19 protein-coding genes are annotated in these 18,493 nt (G+C 37.8%); all 19 read left to right on the forward strand.

The window, feature by feature from the left end; genetic code table 11:
• The first annotated feature begins 27 nt into the window (after positions 1-27).
• Positions 28-1,135, forward strand: a protein-coding gene (gene prfB, locus AAA071_RS01025; protein ID WP_206669385.1) for a peptide chain release factor 2 whose coding sequence is annotated in 2 segments (ribosomal slippage) — positions 28-84 and positions 86-1,135 — 1,107 coding nt in all. Because the reading frame shifts where the segments join, the coding sequence is not laid out codon by codon here.
• An 8-nt stretch (positions 1,136-1,143) separates the two neighbouring features.
• Entirely contained in the window at positions 1,144-1,839 is a 696-nt protein-coding gene (locus AAA071_RS01030; RefSeq protein ID WP_004697145.1) for an LmeA family phospholipid-binding protein, read from the forward strand.
• Positions 1,840-1,851: 12 nt separating this feature from the next.
• Positions 1,852-3,894 carry a DUF5693 family protein gene (locus AAA071_RS01035; protein WP_195213237.1) on the forward strand — a complete coding sequence of 681 codons (2,043 nt, stop codon included), beginning with the start codon at positions 1,852-1,854 and terminating at the stop codon, positions 3,892-3,894.
• A complete protein-coding gene (gene csaB, locus AAA071_RS01040; protein WP_004693157.1) occupies positions 3,887-4,987 on the forward strand; it encodes a polysaccharide pyruvyl transferase CsaB in 1,101 nt (366 codons plus the stop codon). Before AAA071_RS01035 ends, csaB begins: the two co-directional genes overlap by 8 nt.
• Before the next feature lie 33 nt (positions 4,988-5,020).
• A complete protein-coding gene (locus AAA071_RS01045) occupies positions 5,021-5,857 on the forward strand; it encodes a transketolase (protein ID WP_012864276.1) in 837 nt (278 codons plus the stop codon).
• The gene (locus AAA071_RS01050) at positions 5,857-6,789 is read left to right on the forward strand and encodes a transketolase family protein (protein ID WP_004697368.1); all 933 of its coding nucleotides are present in this window, start codon (positions 5,857-5,859) and stop codon (positions 6,787-6,789) included. Before AAA071_RS01045 ends, AAA071_RS01050 begins: the two co-directional genes overlap by 1 nt.
• Positions 6,790-6,803: 14 nt before the next feature.
• Positions 6,804-7,490: a cell division ATP-binding protein FtsE gene (gene ftsE, locus AAA071_RS01055; RefSeq protein ID WP_004693165.1), complete on the forward strand. Its 687-nt coding sequence runs from the start codon at positions 6,804-6,806 to the stop codon at positions 7,488-7,490.
• Entirely contained in the window at positions 7,480-8,367 is an 888-nt protein-coding gene (gene ftsX, locus AAA071_RS01060; RefSeq protein ID WP_004693167.1) for a permease-like cell division protein FtsX, read from the forward strand. Before ftsE ends, ftsX begins: the two co-directional genes overlap by 11 nt.
• A 5-nt stretch (positions 8,368-8,372) precedes the next feature.
• Positions 8,373-9,554 carry a murein hydrolase activator EnvC family protein gene (locus AAA071_RS01065; RefSeq protein WP_004693169.1) on the forward strand — a complete coding sequence of 394 codons (1,182 nt, stop codon included), beginning with the start codon at positions 8,373-8,375 and terminating at the stop codon, positions 9,552-9,554.
• 1 nt (position 9,555) lies between these two features.
• The gene (locus AAA071_RS01070; RefSeq protein ID WP_008600791.1) at positions 9,556-10,695 is read left to right on the forward strand and encodes a S41 family peptidase; all 1,140 of its coding nucleotides are present in this window, start codon (positions 9,556-9,558) and stop codon (positions 10,693-10,695) included.
• Positions 10,696-10,712: 17 nt separating this feature from the next.
• Positions 10,713-11,984 carry a GTPase ObgE gene (obgE, locus tag AAA071_RS01075; protein ID WP_195213236.1) on the forward strand — a complete coding sequence of 424 codons (1,272 nt, stop codon included), beginning with the start codon at positions 10,713-10,715 and terminating at the stop codon, positions 11,982-11,984.
• Positions 11,985-11,992: 8 nt separating this feature from the next.
• Positions 11,993-12,277 carry a ribosome assembly RNA-binding protein YhbY gene (yhbY, locus tag AAA071_RS01080; RefSeq protein WP_004693176.1) on the forward strand — a complete coding sequence of 95 codons (285 nt, stop codon included), beginning with the start codon at positions 11,993-11,995 and terminating at the stop codon, positions 12,275-12,277.
• A 71-nt stretch (positions 12,278-12,348) separates the two neighbouring features.
• Positions 12,349-13,470 carry a glutamate 5-kinase gene (gene proB, locus AAA071_RS01085; RefSeq protein WP_004693178.1) on the forward strand — a complete coding sequence of 374 codons (1,122 nt, stop codon included), beginning with the start codon at positions 12,349-12,351 and terminating at the stop codon, positions 13,468-13,470.
• 9 nt (positions 13,471-13,479) lie between these two features.
• Complete coding sequence (locus tag AAA071_RS01090) at positions 13,480-14,739, forward strand: glutamate-5-semialdehyde dehydrogenase (protein ID WP_004697040.1); 1,260 nt, start codon at positions 13,480-13,482, stop codon at positions 14,737-14,739.
• Between the two features lie 139 nt (positions 14,740-14,878).
• Complete coding sequence (nadD, locus tag AAA071_RS01095; protein WP_004693184.1) at positions 14,879-15,493, forward strand: nicotinate-nucleotide adenylyltransferase; 615 nt, start codon at positions 14,879-14,881, stop codon at positions 15,491-15,493.
• 3 nt (positions 15,494-15,496) lie between these two features.
• Positions 15,497-16,066: a bis(5'-nucleosyl)-tetraphosphatase (symmetrical) YqeK gene (gene yqeK, locus AAA071_RS01100; RefSeq protein WP_004693186.1), complete on the forward strand. Its 570-nt coding sequence runs from the start codon at positions 15,497-15,499 to the stop codon at positions 16,064-16,066.
• Between the two features lie 12 nt (positions 16,067-16,078).
• Positions 16,079-17,200: an LCP family protein gene (locus AAA071_RS01105; RefSeq protein ID WP_021148082.1), complete on the forward strand. Its 1,122-nt coding sequence runs from the start codon at positions 16,079-16,081 to the stop codon at positions 17,198-17,200.
• 16 nt (positions 17,201-17,216) lie between these two features.
• Positions 17,217-17,579 (forward strand): ribosome silencing factor, encoded by a 363-nt coding sequence (gene rsfS, locus AAA071_RS01110; protein WP_021148083.1) that lies wholly within the window; start codon positions 17,217-17,219, stop codon positions 17,577-17,579.
• A gap of 1 nt (position 17,580) precedes the next feature.
• Positions 17,581-18,489, forward strand: a complete 909-nt coding sequence (locus AAA071_RS01115; protein ID WP_024061794.1) for a CvfB family protein — start codon at positions 17,581-17,583, stop codon at positions 18,487-18,489.
• Positions 18,490-18,493 lie beyond the last annotated feature (4 nt).

The raw sequence follows: 18,493 nt of genomic DNA on the forward strand, positions 1-18,493 counted from the left end.
TAATTAACTAAAGGTGGTGAACATAAATTGTTAGAAGATTTAAAACCGATTATTTCTAATCTAGAAGAACGTATTTATGGGATGAGGGATTCACTTTAACATCGCTCAGAAGGAAGACCGAATATTTACACTTGATGTACAGATGAGTGATCCTACATTTTGGGATAATCCAGATAAAGCTCGTGAGATTTCTCAAGAGGCCACACAACTAAAAAATGCTGTAGAAAGCTATAAGCAACTTGTTAGTGATATTGAAGATGCTAATATGATGCTTGAAATGGCTATAGATGAAGATGACCTCTCCATGGAGAGTGAAATCAAGGAATATGTTAAGCAAATAGAAGAAACCTTGGAAAAGCAAGAAGTACTTTTATTGTTAAGTGGTGAATATGATGCAAATAATGCTATTTTAACATTTCATGCTGGTGCTGGTGGGACGGAGGCACAAGATTGGTGTTCTATGTTAATTCGCATGTACTTGCGCTGGGCTGAAAAATCTGGCTTCTCCATCGAGTTAATGGATGAACAACCTGGTGATGAAGCAGGGATAAAATCTGCTACATTCCTTGTTAAAGGTGAAAATGCCTTTGGTTACTTGAAGTCTGAGAAAGGTGTGCATCGTCTCGTTCGTATTTCACCATTTGATGCCGCGGCTCGACGTCATACATCATTTGCTGCTGTCGATGTAATGCCTGAAATCGATGATACTGTAGAAATTAATATCGATATGAAAGACGTTCAAGTTGATACATATCGTGCTAGTGGCGCTGGTGGTCAGCATATTAATAAAACCGATTCTGCTGTTCGTATGACCCATAAGCCAACAGGTATTGTAGTACAATGCCAAACACAACGTTCTCAAATGCAGAATAGAGAACAAGCTTTACGTTTGTTACGGGCGAAACTATTTGAGTTAGAGCTCGAAAAGCAAGCTGAACTTAAAGAACAGATTGGAGGTACCTACCAAGCAATTGAGTGGGGGAGTCAAATTCGTTCCTATGTATTCCATCCATATAATCTTGTTAAGGATCATCGTACTAGTGTAGAAACTGGTAATGTTCAAGCTGTTATGGATGGCAACTTAGACCCATTTATCGAAGGTTTCTTAAAAAAAGAGGCTAACTTAACAATTTAGGAGATACTATGAAAAAGTTTTTACTATTCCTATTAGTGCTAATTATTGCTCTTGTAGTGGCATCCCAATTTTTATTACCATCTTTTATTGGCTCTCGTATTGAAAGTCAATTAAATGAAACATTGAAACCAACGGCTCAAACAGTAAATGTTGAGGCTCAACCTGCTTTCAAAATTTTATATGGTGAGGTGGATCGTGTTTATGGCACTTTGGAGAATATTAAACTGGGTAAATTGAATTTTGCTAGCTTCCGATTTGATGCTAAACAAATTTTTGTTAATCCAATTTCTTTATTAGCTAGTCAACAAATTGATATCGTTAGTGTTGGGAATGCTAGTATTGATGGGACTATTAATAAAGCTGATTTAGGGACTTTCTTAAGTAATGAAGCAGGTAGTGATATTCAAGACGTACAAGTTGACATTAGTAAAGATAATATCAGCCTAACCGGTAAAATGAATGTAGGCATGGTGTTTAAAGGGGATGTTAAATTAGATGGGAATTTAGAGTTAAAGGGCAATACATTATTGTTTTCACCTAAAAAGTTCACCATAAATGGTGCTACAATTCCTGGTATGACATCTAATGTGTTAGAAAGTACTCAAATTTATGACTTTAACAATTTTCCAATTCCTGTAAAAGCGGAAAGTTTAACTGTTGATAATGGTGAAATTCTCATTAAAGTTAAACCTGTACTCAACTAGAAAGGATTTGTCGTGAATCATCGGAACGCACAAAAAAGTAAGTACTCATGGATTCTTATACTTTGTATTATTATAGGTCTTTTATCTTCCTTATACTTAGTATTTGAACGCCATCAGATTGAGAAATCTCAAAATCATATTGAAAATATTGTAGACTATGATGCAGTTTTACGAGCCAGCGCCTTTGAAAAGCGTAGTCAACAAGAAGCTTTTAATGCATTACGTAATGCTGGTGTGACTGCTTTTGCTATTTATGATCGCACGTTAGAAAAAGCAAAAGATGCGGGCCAAGTTAAAGTATTAAGCTCTGAAGAGATGGACTCTGTTCGTGTTAATGGCGCTGCGATTAAACCTGGGGCGACTTATGTGGCATTAATTTCAGGTAAAGAAGGTTATTATAAAGAAATTCGAGAGGATTTATACCACCGTATTGGCAAGGACAAGGTGAAAGAGCTTAATACAAGTATTGGTCCTGTTCTTGAATTGTATGGTGCAACAGCAGATAGCTATGCAAAGATGAATCTTGGTATTTCAAAGTTGCAAGCACAAGAGGTTGTAGATCGTGGTTTCAATGTTATCGTTCGTCCAACAAACTATAGAAACGTAACATCTGAAGATATTCAATATGTATTTAAACGACTTGAAGGCATTCCTCATGTAACAGGGATGATTTTTGCTGGTAAAGAAGCTCTAGGTGCACCTAATTTAACGGATGAAACATTAGCATTACTAAATAAAAACCATATTCCACTAGTTGGTATCGAAGCTGTAAATCAGTTGCAGTATGAGCCACAACAAGGTTTCTTGGAAATGGCGGCCAAAAATAATTATAGTGTAGGTCGTGTGTATACTATCGCTAAAGAGGAGTTAAAGAAAATTACCCCTGAAGAAGCGGCACAACGCTTTTACATTAGTGATATAGAGCGAAATATTCGTTTTAACTTGTTTCCGATGTATGAAACAGGTATAAATAATGAAACTGTATTACAGACTACAATCAACTATATTAACATAGCTACAGAGAAATTGGCTGTAAAAGGTTATGAATTTGGTCCAGCGGATATTTATCCTGCTTATACACCAAATCCATTATTAGTAGTTATTACAATGATCGGGGCTATAGCACTTTTTGTATATGTTCTACAAATGATGTTACCAATGTCTAAGCATACGCAACTTGTGGCCTTTTTTGGAATTTCTTTGGCATCCATTGTTGTATTTATTCTTACAAGTGGTACCTTAATTACTCAAATATGGGCTCTATCTAGTGCTATTATGGCTCCTGTAGGTGCTATGATACGCTTGATGGAAGAGTGGCGCCGTTATGATGGTGCACGTCCATTAGGTGCCATTAAGTCTACGATTCTTGCCTTATTATATCTTGTAATTGCTGCATTATTTGCTGCTATTGGCGGAATGTATATCGCATCTTTATTGGGCAATACGAAATTCTTTATGGAGTTTGCTCTCTTTAGAGGTGTTAAGTTGACCTTTGTTCTGCCAATTATTTTAGTTATTATTGCGTACCTTCAACGATTCCCATTGTGGAACGGCCGCATGATTAATTCCAAAGAAGAAGCGAAAACATTTGTAGTGGAATTCTTAACTATGGATGTTAAATTATATGTATTCTTTATAATAGCAGCACTTGGTGGTGCAGTATGGGTATTTGTTGGCCGTAGTGGACACACTGCAGGTGTTCCTGTACCAGGCTTTGAACTTATGCTACGTCGTTTTCTTGAAAATACAATGTATGCGAGACCGCGTGAAAAAGAGTTCATTATTGGTCATCCTGCTTTAATGCTAGCTACCTTTGCGTTCATGCGTAAGTGGCCTACAGTAATTCATTTCTTGTTAACTCTAGCTGGTGTTATTGGCATTGCTTCGATGGTTGAAACCTTCTGTCATCTTAGAACGCCAGTGTTCATGTCCATCATGCGTGGTTATGATGGTTTGTTAATTGGCGCCCTTTTTGGAGTGCTTCTTATCATCGCAGTACGGTTTATGATGTACGTAACACAATGGTTCCAAGCTAGGGAGGTTGACCATGAGTAATATTGTTATCTCTGGTTATTATGGCTTTGGTAATGCTGGTGATGAGGCCATGCTTTGTGCTATTATCGATGCTATTCGTAAAGAAGAGGCTGATGCACATATTACTGTAATTTCTGGTAATCCTAAAGAGACTAGTAAAAAGCATAATATTAATGCTGTAGGTACATTTTCTGCATTGGGTATCTTAAAAGCAATTGCTCATTCGGATCTTGTTATTAGTGGTGGTGGTAGTTTATTACAAGATGCTACTAGTATTCGCAATACTTACTATTACTTAAGTATTATGGCGTTAGCAAAGTTGCTTGGGAAAAAAGTAATGCTATACTCCCAAGGTATTGGTCCTTTAAATCGTTCATCAACACGTCGTGCCGTTGGATTTGTATTGCGTTTTGTAGATACTATTACAGTTAGAGATTCTATTTCAAAGGATGAACTAGTTTCTTTGGGAATTGAAGATGTAGAAGTTACTGCAGATGCGGTATTGGCCATGCAACCAGCAGATCTTTCAATTGGCTCTCATATTCTGAAAGGGTATATATCTAAAATATCTGAAGCAGATGAACAACGTAAACGAATTGGTGTGGCGGTTCGTAGTTGGAAAGAGGATACAGAGTATAGAGAATCCTTAGCTAATGTATTGAGCAGATTACAAGAACAAGATAATGTGGAAATTATCTTTATTCCTATGTCACATCCTGAGGATACAAAAGAGGCTAAGATCATTGCCAGCTATATGCCGAATGGCGCTATTGTGCTAGAAGGTCCGTTCTCTACAGAGCAACAAGTGTCATTATCTGGAAATGTGGACCTCATGATTGGTATACGTCTTCACGCTTTAGTTTTTAGTTCTTTAATGGGAAAACCAGTTATTGGTATTTCCTATGATCCTAAAATTACAAGCTTTTTACATATGATTGGTCAAGAGCCTATTGGCACAATGACTCATTTGCGTGAAGAAGCCTTATATCAATGGTGTCATAAATTGTTGAATTCTCGTGAGGAGTATCAAGCATCTTATGATCGCATTGAATCATTGCGTGTAGATTCCCAACGCAATGCAGAAATTGCTATTTCATTACTTAAAGATTATTAATATATTGGATTTTATCCAGAAAGTGAGGTCTCTATGGCTACATTAACACAAGATGTTAAACAATTAGTTCAAGAGAAGGCAAAAGCTATTCGCGTTGGTATTGTACAGTCTGTAACGGCAGCGAAATCCGGTCACCCAGGTGGTTCATTATCCATCGCCGATGTGATGGCCTTGTTGTACTATGTTGAGATGAATGTAGATCCAGCAAATCCAAAAGCTCCTAATAGAGATCGTTTTGTCCTTTCTAAAGGTCATGCAGCGCCTGCACTATACGCTACATTGGCTGAAAAAGGTTATTTCCCTAAAGAAGAACTTTTGAACTTACGTAAAATTAATCATATGTTACAAGGCCATCCTGATATGAAACACACACCAGGTGTAGATATGTCTACAGGTTCTTTAGGACAAGGCATTTCTGCGGCTTGTGGTATGGCATTGGCAGGCAAAATTGATAATGCAGATTACCGTGTATACTCTATTCTTGGTGATGGTGAGCTTGAAGAAGGTCAAGTGTGGGAAGCTGCAATGTTTGCTGGCTTTTATAAACTGAATAATTTGACAGCTTTTGTCGATTTTAACGGTCTTCAAATTGATGGTGATATTACTAAAGTTCTTTCTCCATTACCAATTCCAGAAAAGTTCAAAGCTTTCAATTGGAATGTTATTGAAGTTAATGGTCATGACCTTGATGAGCTTCATAATGCTATTGAAACTGCGAAAGCTTTCACAGAAGGCCCAACATGTATTATCATGCATACTGTAAAGGGTAAAGGCGTTGAAGAGATGGAAGGTCAAGCAGGCTGGCATGGTAAAGCACCAAGTGAAGAGCAAGGTGTAGCCTTTGTTAATGAAATTATGGGGGTGCAATAATGGGTAAAGCAACACGTGAAGCATATGGTAATGCGCTAGCTCGCATTGGTAAAGAGAATACTAATATTATCGTACTAGATGCGGATTTATCCAAATCTACTAAAACAGATACATTTAAAGCTGTGTGCCCGGAACGTTTCTTTAACGTAGGTATTGCAGAGCAAAACTTGATTTCTGTTGGTGCTGGACTTGCAGCGGCAGGTAAGATTCCATTTGTATCATCTTTCTCCATGTTTGCTACAGGACGTGCATTTGAACAAATTCGCAATGCTGTATGCTATCCTAAATTAAACGTGAAAGTATGTGCTACACATGCGGGCATTACTGTTGGTGAGGATGGTGCAACGCACCAAAGTTTAGAGGATATTTCCTGTATGCGTACATTGCCAAATATGACTGTAGTGGTGCCTGCTGATGAGCGTGAAACAGAGGCTGTTATCGAATGGGCTGCATCTTATAACGGCCCAGTATACGTTCGTTTGGGGCGTGCTGGTGTAGATGATGTAACAACAGAAGGCTACTCATTTGTGCCAGGTAAATCTACTATTTTGGTAGATGGTTCTGATGTTACAATTATTGCTTGTGGTGCATTAGTTGGACCTGCTGTAGAGGCATCTAAAACTTTATCTGAATCTAATATATCTGCACGTGTTATTAATATGGCATCTATTAAACCTATTGATGCTGAAGCAATTATAAAAGCCGCTGCGGAAACTGGTGCTATCGTTACAGCTGAAGAACATAATATTATTGGTGGCCTCGGTTCTGCTGTATCTGAAGTAGTAGTATCTAATAAGCCTGTACCTATGGAATTCGTTGGTGTCCAAGATACATTTGGGGAGAGTGGAACACCAAAAGAACTAATGGCAAAGTATGGCTTAACTGCCAATGATATTGTAGAAGCCGTAAAACGTGTAATCGCTCGTAAATAATCAAAGGGGATCCCATGATTGAATTTAAGAATGTTAGTAAAGTCTATGATAATGGTTCTGTTGCATTAGACGATGTGTGTTTAACCATTAACGATGGTGAATTTGTTCTCGTTTGTGGTCACAGTGGTGCAGGGAAATCAACATTATTTAAGTTATTAACACATGAGGTAGTGCCAGATGCTGGTACTGTCATTGTTGATGACTTTGATGTTACGCGTATGAAGCGCAGTAAAATTCCTAAATTACGGAGAAAGCTTGGCGTTGTATTCCAAGACTTCCGATTATTGCCTAATAAAACGGTAGCAGAGAATATTGCTTTTGCTCTTGAAGTTATTGAAGAAAAACCAAAAATTATTAAAGAAAAGGTGAGTCATGTATTAGACCTTGTTGGTTTATCTGAGAAGGCTAATGATTTACCAGAGGATCTTTCTGGCGGGGAACAACAACGTGTTGCTATTGCGCGTGCAATTGTTAATCGCCCAACAGTATTAATTGCTGATGAACCTACTGGTAACCTTGATCCTGATACTAGTAAGGATATTGTTGAATTGTTTAAGCATATTAACAATTTCGGCACTACCGTTATTATGGTTACCCATAATATGGATCTTGTTTCATACTTGAATAAACGCGTTATTCGTTTAAAAGACGGCCGTGTTCAAAGTGATAATATGAGAGGTGCAGAAATTAATGAAGCCTAGAACGATAAAATACTATTTTAAAGAAGCACTGAAGTCTATGAAACGTAATGGACTTATGACATTAGCGTCCATTTCTACAGTGGCTTTATCCTTATTTATGCTCGGTGTATTCCTTTGTGGTGTCATTAATTTGAATAACATGGCATCCAGTCTAGAAAATCAAGTACAGTTAAGTATTTACTTAAAGGATGGCTTAACAACTGATCAAATTATGGCAGTAGGAAAGCAAATTAAGGCTATACCTAACTTAAAGCATTTAGAATTTGTTAATAAAGAGCAAGCTATGAAGGAGTTCAAAGAACGCCTTGGTGATCAGCAACAATTGGTGAATGCTTTAGGTGATGTAAATCCGTTGCCTAACTCATATGTGTTAACCTTTGATAATCCTAGCGATGTAAAAGCAACTGCAAAATTAGCTACGACATTCCAAGGCGTAGAAAGTACACACTATGGTCAAGATATTGTAGAAGAGCTTTTCCGCATTACGCAAGTAATTCGTATTGGTGGGATTGTATTGATTGCTTTCCTAGCAGCTGCAACACTATTCATCATTTCAAATACAATTCGGTTGACTGTATTCGCACGTCGTAAAGAAATTGCAATCATGAAATATGTAGGTGCTACTAATGGATTTATTCGTTGGCCATTTTTGATTGAAGGCATGTTGTTAGGCTTAATTGGTGCTATCATTGCCGTTCTTTGCGTTGGTGAATTTTATCACTTCATCACAATGGAAGTTTCTGAATCATTAGCATTCTTCCCTTTAGTACCAATGTTCCCATTCTTCTATGATGTAGCCCTTTATATCTTAGGTGGCGGCATAGTAGTAGGTGCTATTGGTAGTACTATTTCTTTGAAACAATACATGAAGGTGTAATGTTTATGAATAATAGTATATTTAAATCTCGCTTCGTAGCGGCAATTTTGACTGGTATAGTGGTATTGGGAACACCATTATACATCGTTGCAGAGGACGAAGATTTAACAAATCAACTTGATTCAATTCAACAACAAGTTAATCAACAAAATGCTAAAAAGGCAGATGCTGAAACTGTAATAGTCAGTGTATCCGAACAGTTACGTCAAATCGAAGAACAATTACGTCAGGCTCAGCAACAATTGGATTCTATTCAACAACAACGTATAGCTGTTGAAAATGATATTACAGTGAATGAAAAATTACTTGCTGAAGCACAAAAGCGACTAGAAGGGCGAGAAGCCGTATTTTATAAGCGTGTACGTGATATTTATATTAATGGTCGTTTAAGTTACTTAGATGTAGTTATTGGATCTAAAGATTTTACAGACTTTGCTAATCGTTTAGAAATTTTAAAACGAATTATTGATTCTGATATTAAATTAATTGAGGAAATCAAAAAAGAGCGCGCTGAAATAGCGGCTCGAAAGCAAGCACTAGAACAGTCTCGCGCAAAACTAGTTGAGCTTGAAAAAGCAGCTGCGGCAAAACGAGCTGAAATAGAGCAAAAGAAGAAAGAACGTGAGGTAGTTCTTCAAAAGGCTCAAAATGATCGTGCTACAGCAATGCAAGCAGTAGAAGAATTAAATGCATCTTCTGCACAGATTACAGCGTTATTGAAAGCACGTCAAGCAGAGCGTGCCGCTGCTCGTGCTGCAGCAGCGGCTCAACAATCTTCACCAACTTACTCTTGGGTACAAGGGTCTGGTCAACTTGGGTGGCCTGTAAGTGGTGAAATTACCTCTCCATATGGCTATCGTACACATCCGATTTGGGGCACTACAATTTATCATTCTGGCATTGATATTGGTGTTGATGAAGGTACACCTGTTCATGCTGCAGATGGTGGTACTGTTGCTTGGTCGGGTTGGATGGGTGGCTATGGTTATGCCGTAGTTATCGATCATGGTAATGGCATGTCTACTCTTTATGGACATAATTCTGAACTTGCTGTCTCTGAAGGGCAAGATGTAGGTAAGGGTCAAGTTATTGCCTATGCTGGTAGCACAGGTAATAGTACAGGGCCACATGTACATTTTGAAGTTCGTATAAGTGGGGATCCTGTGGATCCTATGGGATATTTATAATATGAAATTTGATACACGTACAGTGTTATGGAGTCTATTGAAATATATAGGCTCTGGCATTGTTATTATGTGGCTTACATTTTGGTATCTTTCCGGTTCATTCTGGGGGCTACCAAGATTATTTATAGCCTATTATACTGCGAGTCAAGTTTTTATGACACCTATGGCTAAAACTACCCTTTATGATGGTATGCTAAAGGGGTTAATTGACTCTTTGGGAGAACCGCATAGTGTTTATTTAAATGCAGAAGAATATAAATCTATGAAAATGCAAACATCTGCAACATATGCTGGTGTTGGTATGGTCCTTGGTACTGATGATAAAGGTCTATATGCAGTTAGCGTAATGGAAGACCAACCAGCTTTTAAAGCTGGAATTAAACCTGGAGACCACATTATTGCTATCGATGGACAATCCACTACTGAAATTCCGGTAGAGGAAGCATCTTCTCGTATTCGTGGCGAAGCTGGTACTACTGTATCTCTAGATATTGAACGTAATGGTGAAAAGTTGCATTTTGATATCACTCGTGAATCCATAGTTTTGCCTACTGTTAAAAGTAAAATGCTTACTAGCACAGTTGGATATATTCGTATTAGTCAGTTTGCAGAAAATACCGCAGAAGATTTTGCCACTCAATATAAAGAGCTTCAATCTCAAGGTATGAAGGCTCTTGTCTTGGACCTACGAGATAATCCAGGCGGTTTATTATCTACTACTGAAAAGATATCTAACTATATTATGCCTCCAGGTACACTCGTAACAGTACAAAATCGATCAGGTAAAAAGGATACTTATAAGTCAGATGGACCTGATGTAGCTATGCCATTGGTTGTTTTAGTTAATAAGGGCTCTGCTAGTGCATCAGAAATCATAGCAGGGGCTGTTCAAGATCGTAAATTAGGCACTATCGTAGGTACTAATACATATGGTAAAGGTACCGTTCAAACTATTTTCCCTAGTTTAGATGATGAAGGAATTAAAGTAACTATTGCTAAGTACCACACGCCAAGTGATCGTGTTATTGATGGAACAGGTATTAAACCTGATGTAGAAATCGATTTACCAAAAGGTGTACATCCATCTAGTACATTAGATGATATTCAAATTAAAAAAGCATTAGAGCTATTACAGCAATAATGCATAGGAGTTAAATTATGTTTATAGATAGAGCGCGCGTCTTTGTTAAAGCTGGTGACGGTGGGGATGGTATGTCCAGCTTCCGTCGAGAAAAATACGTTCCAAATGGCGGCCCTAGTGGTGGTGATGGTGGTAAAGGTGCGGATGTTGTTTTTAAAGCTGACAAGAATATTAATACGCTTGTAGACTTTAGATATAAACGTCAGTTTAAGGCACCAGCTGGCGGTAATGGTGAAAGCTCTAATAAGCACGGTCGAGGTTCCGATCCTCTTATCATTCCAGTTCCATTGGGTACAGTAATTAAAGATGAGGAAACAGGAAAAATCTTTTGCGATCTTGTCAACGATGGCGATACCTTTGTTATTGCCAAAGGTGGTCGTGGCGGCCGTGGCAATGCTCGATTCCAAACTAGTGCTAACCGTGCACCAACCTTTGCAGAAAAGGGTGAACCTGGTGAAGAATTCTGGTTACAATTAGAGCTTAAAGTATTAGCTGATGTAGGTTTATTAGGTTATCCATCTGTTGGTAAATCTAGTATTTTGCGAAAAGTATCTAAAGCTCAACCAGAGGTGGCAGCATATCACTTTACTACACTAACACCAGTACTTGGGGTAGTTACAATTTCTGGAGATCGTAGCTTTGTTTTGGCCGATATTCCGGGCCTTATTGAAGGGGCTAGTGAAGGTGTAGGTTTAGGTCACAATTTTCTACGTCATGTTGAACGTACGAATATTTTAATTCATGTTCTAGATGTATCTGGTATGGAAGGCCGAGACCCTAAGGTCGACTTTGATGCGATTAATGAAGAGTTACGTAAATACTCTGAAAAATTGGCTAATAAGAAACAAATTGTAGCTCTCAATAAGATCGATATGGTCTTTGATGACACGACGATTCCCGAAACAAAAAAATATTTTGAAGATAAAGGCTATGAAGTATTTCTCATTAACGCCTTAAGTGGTGAAGGTTTGTCAGAGCTTATGGAACGAGCTTACTACCATGTAGAAAACTACGAACCAGAGCCTGAAGCAAATGATGACACAGTTGTATACGAAGCAAAACAAGATGTAGAATTTGTCATTACTCGTGGTGATGATGCTGCTTTCTACATTACTGGTAAACGTATTGAACGATTAGTAGCTATGACAAATCTTGACGATGATCAATCTCTTCGTAGATTTCAACGCATTTGGCGCTTTATGGAGCTTGATGCAAAATTGAAGGAAAAAGGCTGTAAAGACGGTGATGAAGTTGTAATCGGCGATCAGCGCTTTACTTTCCAAGAGTAGGAGTAATAATGACAGGAAAACAAAAACGGTATTTACGTTCATTGGCGGCTACAATACCACCGGTTGTCCAAATTGGTAAAAATGGTTTAGAGGATAGCGTTATAGATAGTGCTCGTGCAGCGATTACAGCACGTGAGCTTATTAAGGTTAAATTACATAATAATAGTCCTGAAGATAAGACAATTTTTCAAGACTTAGCAGATATGCTTGGCGCTGAACTAGTTCAAGTGATTGGTTTTAATGGTGTTTTATATAAAGCTAAAAAAGAACCTAAAATCATTTTGCCAAAATAATTTTATATCTAGTAGATCATAAAAATTTGTATACATCGTAGTTAAGAATTTCAACCTTAGGAGGTTAGTCTATGCGCAGCGCCATCGTTAATGCAAAACGAATTGTAGTCAAAGTTGGTAGCAGTACGCTTTGTTACACTAACGGACATTTAAATTTGGAGCGTATTGAAAGATTAGTGCGCCAATTATCAGATTTGGCTAACCAAGGTAAAGAGATTATTCTTGTTTCCTCTGGTGCTACTGGTGCAGGTCTTGCCCCTTTAGGCTTTAAAGAAAAGCCTAGAGATCTCGTATTAAAACAAGCAGCTGCTGCAGTAGGTCAAGGTATTCTCATTCATATGTACGAGCGCATGTTTCGAGAATATGGTCGAACCGTAGGGCAAATTCTTTTAACGAAAGAGGATAGTACTGGACGACATAGTTATCTTAACTTGCGTAATACATTACATACTTTATTGCAACTTAACGTTATTCCTATTATTAATGAAAATGACGTGGTTGCTATCGAAGAATTTAAAATCGGTGATAACGATACATTATCTGCTACTGTTGCAGGTATTGTAGATGCAGATTTACTTATCATTTTGTCAGATATTGAAGGCTTATATACAGCTAACCCAGCCACTAATCCAGATGCTACTTTGATAGAAACTGTTTCTGAAATTAACGATGAAACCTATGCTATTGCAGGTGGTGCTGGTTCTAATATGGGAACGGGTGGTATGTATACAAAAATTAAAGCTGCTCATATGGCAACAAATTCTGGTGTACCAATGGTTATTACCTCAGGTGAAGTAGAGGATTCTGTTCGTCGTGTATGTAAGGGTGAACAAATTGGGACACTCTTTGAAGCCCATGATGCAAGTTTATCTGGTAAACATCATTGGTTAGCTTTTGGTAAACGATTAAAAGGCTCCATTACGATTGATGACGGGTGTGCTCGCGCTGTTTTAGATAAGGGTGCTAGCATTCTGCCCGCTGGTATTATTGAAGTAGAGGGGACTTTTGGACCTGGTGATACAATTTCCATTTATCATGATCATAAGGAAATTGGTCGTGGACTTATTAATTATAGTATTGATGATATGAAGGCGATTAAAGGTCACAATACAAATGATATAGCCGAGATTCTGGGTATTAATACGACCTATGATGAGGCTGTACATCGTAATAATCTAGTTTTATTACACTGAGGAAATCCTATGAACCAGTATGAAAAAATTTGTAAAGATATGGGCCAGAGAGCTAAAACGGCATCTTTTGAATTAGCCCAACTCGACCAAGAAACTTTAGATTCTGCATTGTTAGCAATTGCTGATGCTGTAGAAGCACAAACAGATGAAATTATGGCGGCTAATGAGTTAGACCTAGAAAAATCTGTTGACTATAATTTACCTCGAACTATGATAGATCGATTGACTTTGACACCTAGTCGCATTGCTTTAATGGCAGAAGGGGTGCGTCAAGTGGCTGCTCTTGAAAGTCCTGTAGGTTCCATTATAGAAACAATCACTCGTCCTAATGGTTTGATTATTGAAAAGCGATCCGTACCTTTTGGTGTAATTGGTATTATCTTTGAAGCCCGTCCTAATGTAACCATAGATGCAGGTGTTCTTTGTTTAAAGACAGCAAATGCTACAATTTTACGAGGTGGTAAGGAGGCATTTCACACGAATCAAATCATCGTGTCTATCATGCGGAATACCTTAGAGTCGTTAGGTATTAATGGTGACTCTATTCAACTCGTTGAGGTGCTTGATCGAGATCTGGTTGGAGTACTTTTACAACAACGGGAATATATTGATGTAATCATTCCACGTGGGGGTGCTGGACTTATTCGTCGTGTTGTAGAAGATAGTAGTATCCCTGTTATTGAAACTGGTAGCGGTGTATGTCATACCTTTGTTGATGAATTTGCTGATTTAGAGATGGCTTTAGAAATTGCAGTCAATGCTAAAGTCCAACGTCCATCTGTATGTAACTCTATGGAAACCTTACTAGTTCATCAAGCTGTGGCTAGAGAGTTTTTACCACGCCTTAATATAGCACTACTAGAATATGGTGTTCGTATTCATGGTGATGAGGCTGTAGCTCAATATATGGTAAATACAATTCCTCTAACAGAAGAGTCTTTCAGCACAGAATACAATGATATGGACTTAAATGTGCGTATCGTTGAAAATCTTGAAGAAGCTATTGATCATGTGAATCGGTATACTACACATCACTCTGAGGCTATTATCACAGATGAACCTATGCGTGCTAATGTGTTTATGAATTTAGTGGATTGCTCTACTGTGTATCATAATGCATCTACACGTTTTACAGATGGCTTTGAGTTTGGCTTTGGTGCTGAGATTGGCATTAGTACACAAAAACTCCATGCTCGAGGTCCTATGGGGTTACAGGCTCTAACATCTTATAAATATTTTGTATTTGGAGAAGGCCAAGTACGGACGTGAAGAAATTATATTATTTTTTAAGGGCATACTATAGATACATTCAAACACCAAAGGGACGATATGAATGGATATCCTATATAAAAGCATTGCTCATATTCATCATTATTTGTGTCATTGTCATTAAGGGAGTGACCACATTATGGTAGATAAACGTCGTATAGGTATAATTGGTGGAACATTTAATCCCATTCATTTAGGTCATCTAATGATTGCAGAGGTGGCTTGTGAAAGCTTTAATTTAGAAAAGGTTATCTTTGTACCTGCTCGTATTCCACCACATAAGCAACATGATGTGATTGATAGTCATCATCGCTATGCTATGACGGCGGCCGCAGTTTCGGATAATCCAAATTTTGAAATTTCTGATGTAGAGATGCGCCGAGAAGGCCCTTCGTATACCGTTGATACGATTCAATATTTTAAAAAACTATATGGTCCTACTGTTGAATTTTACTTTATTGCAGGGACTGATACTATTCGTGCATTACCGACTTGGAAATTTATAGATGAACTTATAGATGAGGTTCATTTTATTGGAGCTACTAGGCCAGATGGATCAAGTGCTATTGATTCTACTTTGGATGAGTTAGGATCTAAAGCACGTGAAAAAATACATGTTATGGAAGTGCCTGAAATGAAATTGTCTGCTACGTATTTACGAGAGCGCTTACGGTCTGGAAAGACCGTTCGTTATATGTTGCCTAAATGTGTAGTGGATTATATAGAAGAAAACCATATATATGGGAAGGAATAAATGATGTTATCGTTTGATGAAATACAACATAGGGTAAGCCAATGGATGGGGAAAAAACGTTTTAAGCATACTCTAGGTGTTGTTGAATCCGCAACTCAGTTGGCTAAACTTTATAATGTTGATGTAGAAAAAGCACGATTAGCGGCATTGCTACATGATTGTGCTAAAGAAATGCCTTTGAAAGAGATGCAAGATTTGGTGAAGGAGAATAATTACAAAGCTGATGAAGAATTATTAGCCAATGGTAATCTTTTACATGGATTAGCAGGTATGATTCGAGCTAAACTTGAGTTCTCTATAACCGATTCAGAGATTTTAGAAGCTATTCGTGTTCATACAACTGGTAAGGTGGGAATGTCTAAATTAGATAAAGTTATATTCTTAGCAGATTATATTGAACCCAATCGTGATTTTCCAGGTGTTGATGAACTTCGAAATGTGGCTAAAAAAGATCTAAATAAGGCTGTATTGCTTGGTTTTGACAATACTATTAACCACCTTATTGAGCAACATCTTTCAATTTATCCTTTGACCATTCTTGGTCGTAATGATGTATTAAAATCTTGTAAATAATGGAGTTTTTATATGGACGAACGTGAACGTGCAAGAGCTCGCCGACGTAGAAAAAGACGTCAACAAAAGCCATCTGTGAAGTGGCCTAGAGTTATTTTGGCTATTGTTGTAGTTTTCACTTTGCTCGGTGGGATAGGGTATGGCATATATAGTGGTGTATCTTATGCATATAGAGCAATTGTAGGAACTACTGAAGCTACTGAAGCCGTGACAGATAGTGGAAATAAACAGGACGCAAATACTGTATCAGTAGAGCAAAAAGGCTTAGATAAACCTTTATATATTTTGGTTATCGGCACTGATGACAATAATCCTAGTCAAGGTGATAGTCTATTCCTATTATCTGTAAACCTTGATCAAAAAACGATGGACGTTATCGGCATTCCAAGTAATAGTAAAATCGATAATCGTGATCAAACCGATGCGACTATGTTAAATAGTATTTATGAAAAAGGAGGCATTGAACTTACTAAAGCTGTTATTGAGGATATGTTCCATATTTCAATCCCGTACTATGTAGTAGTTAATCAAACTGCCTTCAAGAAAACTAATGATGTGTTAGGAAATCAGCAAATTTATGTAGAACAACCGATGGAACATATTGATGCAGAAGGCAATATAGATATTGATTTGCGACGTGGTTACCAAACTTTAGATAGTAATAATGCCTTAGCGTATTTACGATATTCAGATCCTAAACACGATACCTTTACTCGTGTGCAACGACAAGAAAGATTCCTAAAATTGTGGGTGGAACAAGAACATAATGCATTTTTCTTAACAAATGCATGGCATATTTGGCGTATTTGGGATCATTATGATAGTAATATTTCTACTTTAGATGCTATTAAGTTGGTATACAATGCGAGCAAAATTAATAAGGAAGAAATTCATTTCTATATTCTTCCTGGAGAAAAAGAGCTTATAGGTGAAACGACTTATTGGAAGGTAAACCCTACGGAAGCTCAACGTTTAGTAGGGATAACAATGGGTAATTTGCCAGCTAATGAAATGACACAATTTATATCTGCACCAACTAATAGTACGTCGAAGGTTGCACCTGAATCAGAACATAATGGTGGCACTATTACAAAGCCAACAGAACCTGGTGAGGAGAGCGGTAGTAAGCGATAAGATAAGAGGCTAAATAATGAAAAAGAAAGAAGATATTAAACAAATCGTATTAGAGCTTGCACAAGCTGCATTTGATAAAAAGGGGAGAGATATTGAGATTCTTGATTTAGAAGGAATTTCTATGTTAGGCGACTATTTCTTAATTGTTAGTGCAAATAATAGTAAGCAATCTCAAAGTATTGCTGATGAAATGGAAGATAAAGCAGCCGAATTAGGTATAACAGTACAGCATAGAGAAGGTTATCGTGAAGGTGAATGGATCTTATTGGATTTTGGCGATATAATTTGTCATGTCTTTGGTGGTGATGAATTGCGTGAATTCTACAGTCTAGAAGAATTGTGGAATGATGCTGGTCGAGTTCCATTTGAAGGAGTATAATATGGCTACAGAATTGTTGGAAAATACAATTGCCACATTAAAAGTGTTGCGTACTAGTGATCAAGGTGCTTTTTTAGATGGTCAAACTGGCAATACTAATGATGATATATTGCTTCATAAAGATCAACAAATTGCTCCTGTGGCTATCGGAGATGAAGTCGAGGTTTTTTTATATCGAGATCCAAAAGGTCGTTTAACTGCCTCTATGCGTCTACCAGCCATGAAGGTTGGCCAAATTGGTTATGTTGAGGTTATCAATACTACAAATTTTGGTTGTTTCGTTGAGGTAGGTACAGAACGTGGAATCTTTATGCCTCATGCGGAGATGCGTGGTAGACCTCAGGTAGGTGAAAAAGTATGGGTTCGTCTATATACTGATAAATCCGGTCGTTTGGCGGTATCCATGGATGTAGATGATGAAATGCGTCGTGCTTCTAAAGCTGCAACAGAGGCTATGGTAGGACAACTTGTAAAGGGGGCAATCTATAATTTAACTAGTGAGGGGGCTTTTTTTATTACCCCTGAACGTTGGATTGCCTTTTTGCATCGTTCCGAAATGACGAGAAAGTTAAAAGTAGGGGAAATGATTGAAGGCCGTATTACTTTCAAACGTGATGATGGTCGCGTTAATGTCTCTATGCGTCCTACAAAGGAAAAGGCTCTTGTTTCAGATGGAGATATTATCATGGGGTACCTGTTAAATCGTGGGGGTAAGATGCCTTATAGTGATGAATCTTCTGCTATGTTGATTAAAGATAAATTTAACATTAGCAAATCTGCCTTCAAACGTGCTTTGGGGCATTTAATGAAAGAGAAAAAGATTGTTCAAGAGGAGGGGTGGACATTACTTACCGACATAGGTCGGCAGTGGACACCGCCTGCTAATAATGAGTCCCAAGATGAGGAATAAAGTC

It is taken from the genome of Veillonella parvula, from assembly GCF_040097785.1.
GTDB lineage: Bacteria > Bacillota > Negativicutes > Veillonellales > Veillonellaceae > Veillonella > Veillonella parvula_D.

Excerpts from the sequence above, each read along its gene's own strand:
- AAA071_RS01030 (WP_004697145.1), top strand. The coding sequence starts at position 1,144 with ATGAAAAAGTTTTTACTATTCCTATTAGTGCTAATTATTGCTCTTGTA.
- csaB (WP_004693157.1), top strand. The coding sequence starts at position 3,887 with ATGAGTAATATTGTTATCTCTGGTTATTATGGCTTTGGTAATGCTGGT.
- AAA071_RS01045 (WP_012864276.1), top strand. The coding sequence starts at position 5,021 with ATGGCTACATTAACACAAGATGTTAAACAATTAGTTCAAGAGAAGGCA.
- AAA071_RS01050 (WP_004697368.1), top strand. The coding sequence starts at position 5,857 with ATGGGTAAAGCAACACGTGAAGCATATGGTAATGCGCTAGCTCGCATT.
- ftsE (WP_004693165.1), top strand. The coding sequence starts at position 6,804 with ATGATTGAATTTAAGAATGTTAGTAAAGTCTATGATAATGGTTCTGTT.
- ftsX (WP_004693167.1), top strand. The coding sequence starts at position 7,480 with ATGAAGCCTAGAACGATAAAATACTATTTTAAAGAAGCACTGAAGTCT.
- AAA071_RS01065 (WP_004693169.1), top strand. The coding sequence starts at position 8,373 with ATGAATAATAGTATATTTAAATCTCGCTTCGTAGCGGCAATTTTGACT.
- AAA071_RS01070 (WP_008600791.1), top strand. The coding sequence starts at position 9,556 with ATGAAATTTGATACACGTACAGTGTTATGGAGTCTATTGAAATATATA.
- obgE (WP_195213236.1), top strand. The coding sequence starts at position 10,713 with ATGTTTATAGATAGAGCGCGCGTCTTTGTTAAAGCTGGTGACGGTGGG.
- yhbY (WP_004693176.1), top strand. The coding sequence starts at position 11,993 with ATGACAGGAAAACAAAAACGGTATTTACGTTCATTGGCGGCTACAATA.
- proB (WP_004693178.1), top strand. The coding sequence starts at position 12,349 with ATGCGCAGCGCCATCGTTAATGCAAAACGAATTGTAGTCAAAGTTGGT.
- AAA071_RS01090 (WP_004697040.1), top strand. The coding sequence starts at position 13,480 with ATGAACCAGTATGAAAAAATTTGTAAAGATATGGGCCAGAGAGCTAAA.
- nadD (WP_004693184.1), top strand. The coding sequence starts at position 14,879 with ATGGTAGATAAACGTCGTATAGGTATAATTGGTGGAACATTTAATCCC.
- yqeK (WP_004693186.1), top strand. The coding sequence starts at position 15,497 with ATGTTATCGTTTGATGAAATACAACATAGGGTAAGCCAATGGATGGGG.
- AAA071_RS01105 (WP_021148082.1), top strand. The coding sequence starts at position 16,079 with ATGGACGAACGTGAACGTGCAAGAGCTCGCCGACGTAGAAAAAGACGT.
- rsfS (WP_021148083.1), top strand. The coding sequence starts at position 17,217 with ATGAAAAAGAAAGAAGATATTAAACAAATCGTATTAGAGCTTGCACAA.
- AAA071_RS01115 (WP_024061794.1), top strand. The coding sequence starts at position 17,581 with ATGGCTACAGAATTGTTGGAAAATACAATTGCCACATTAAAAGTGTTG.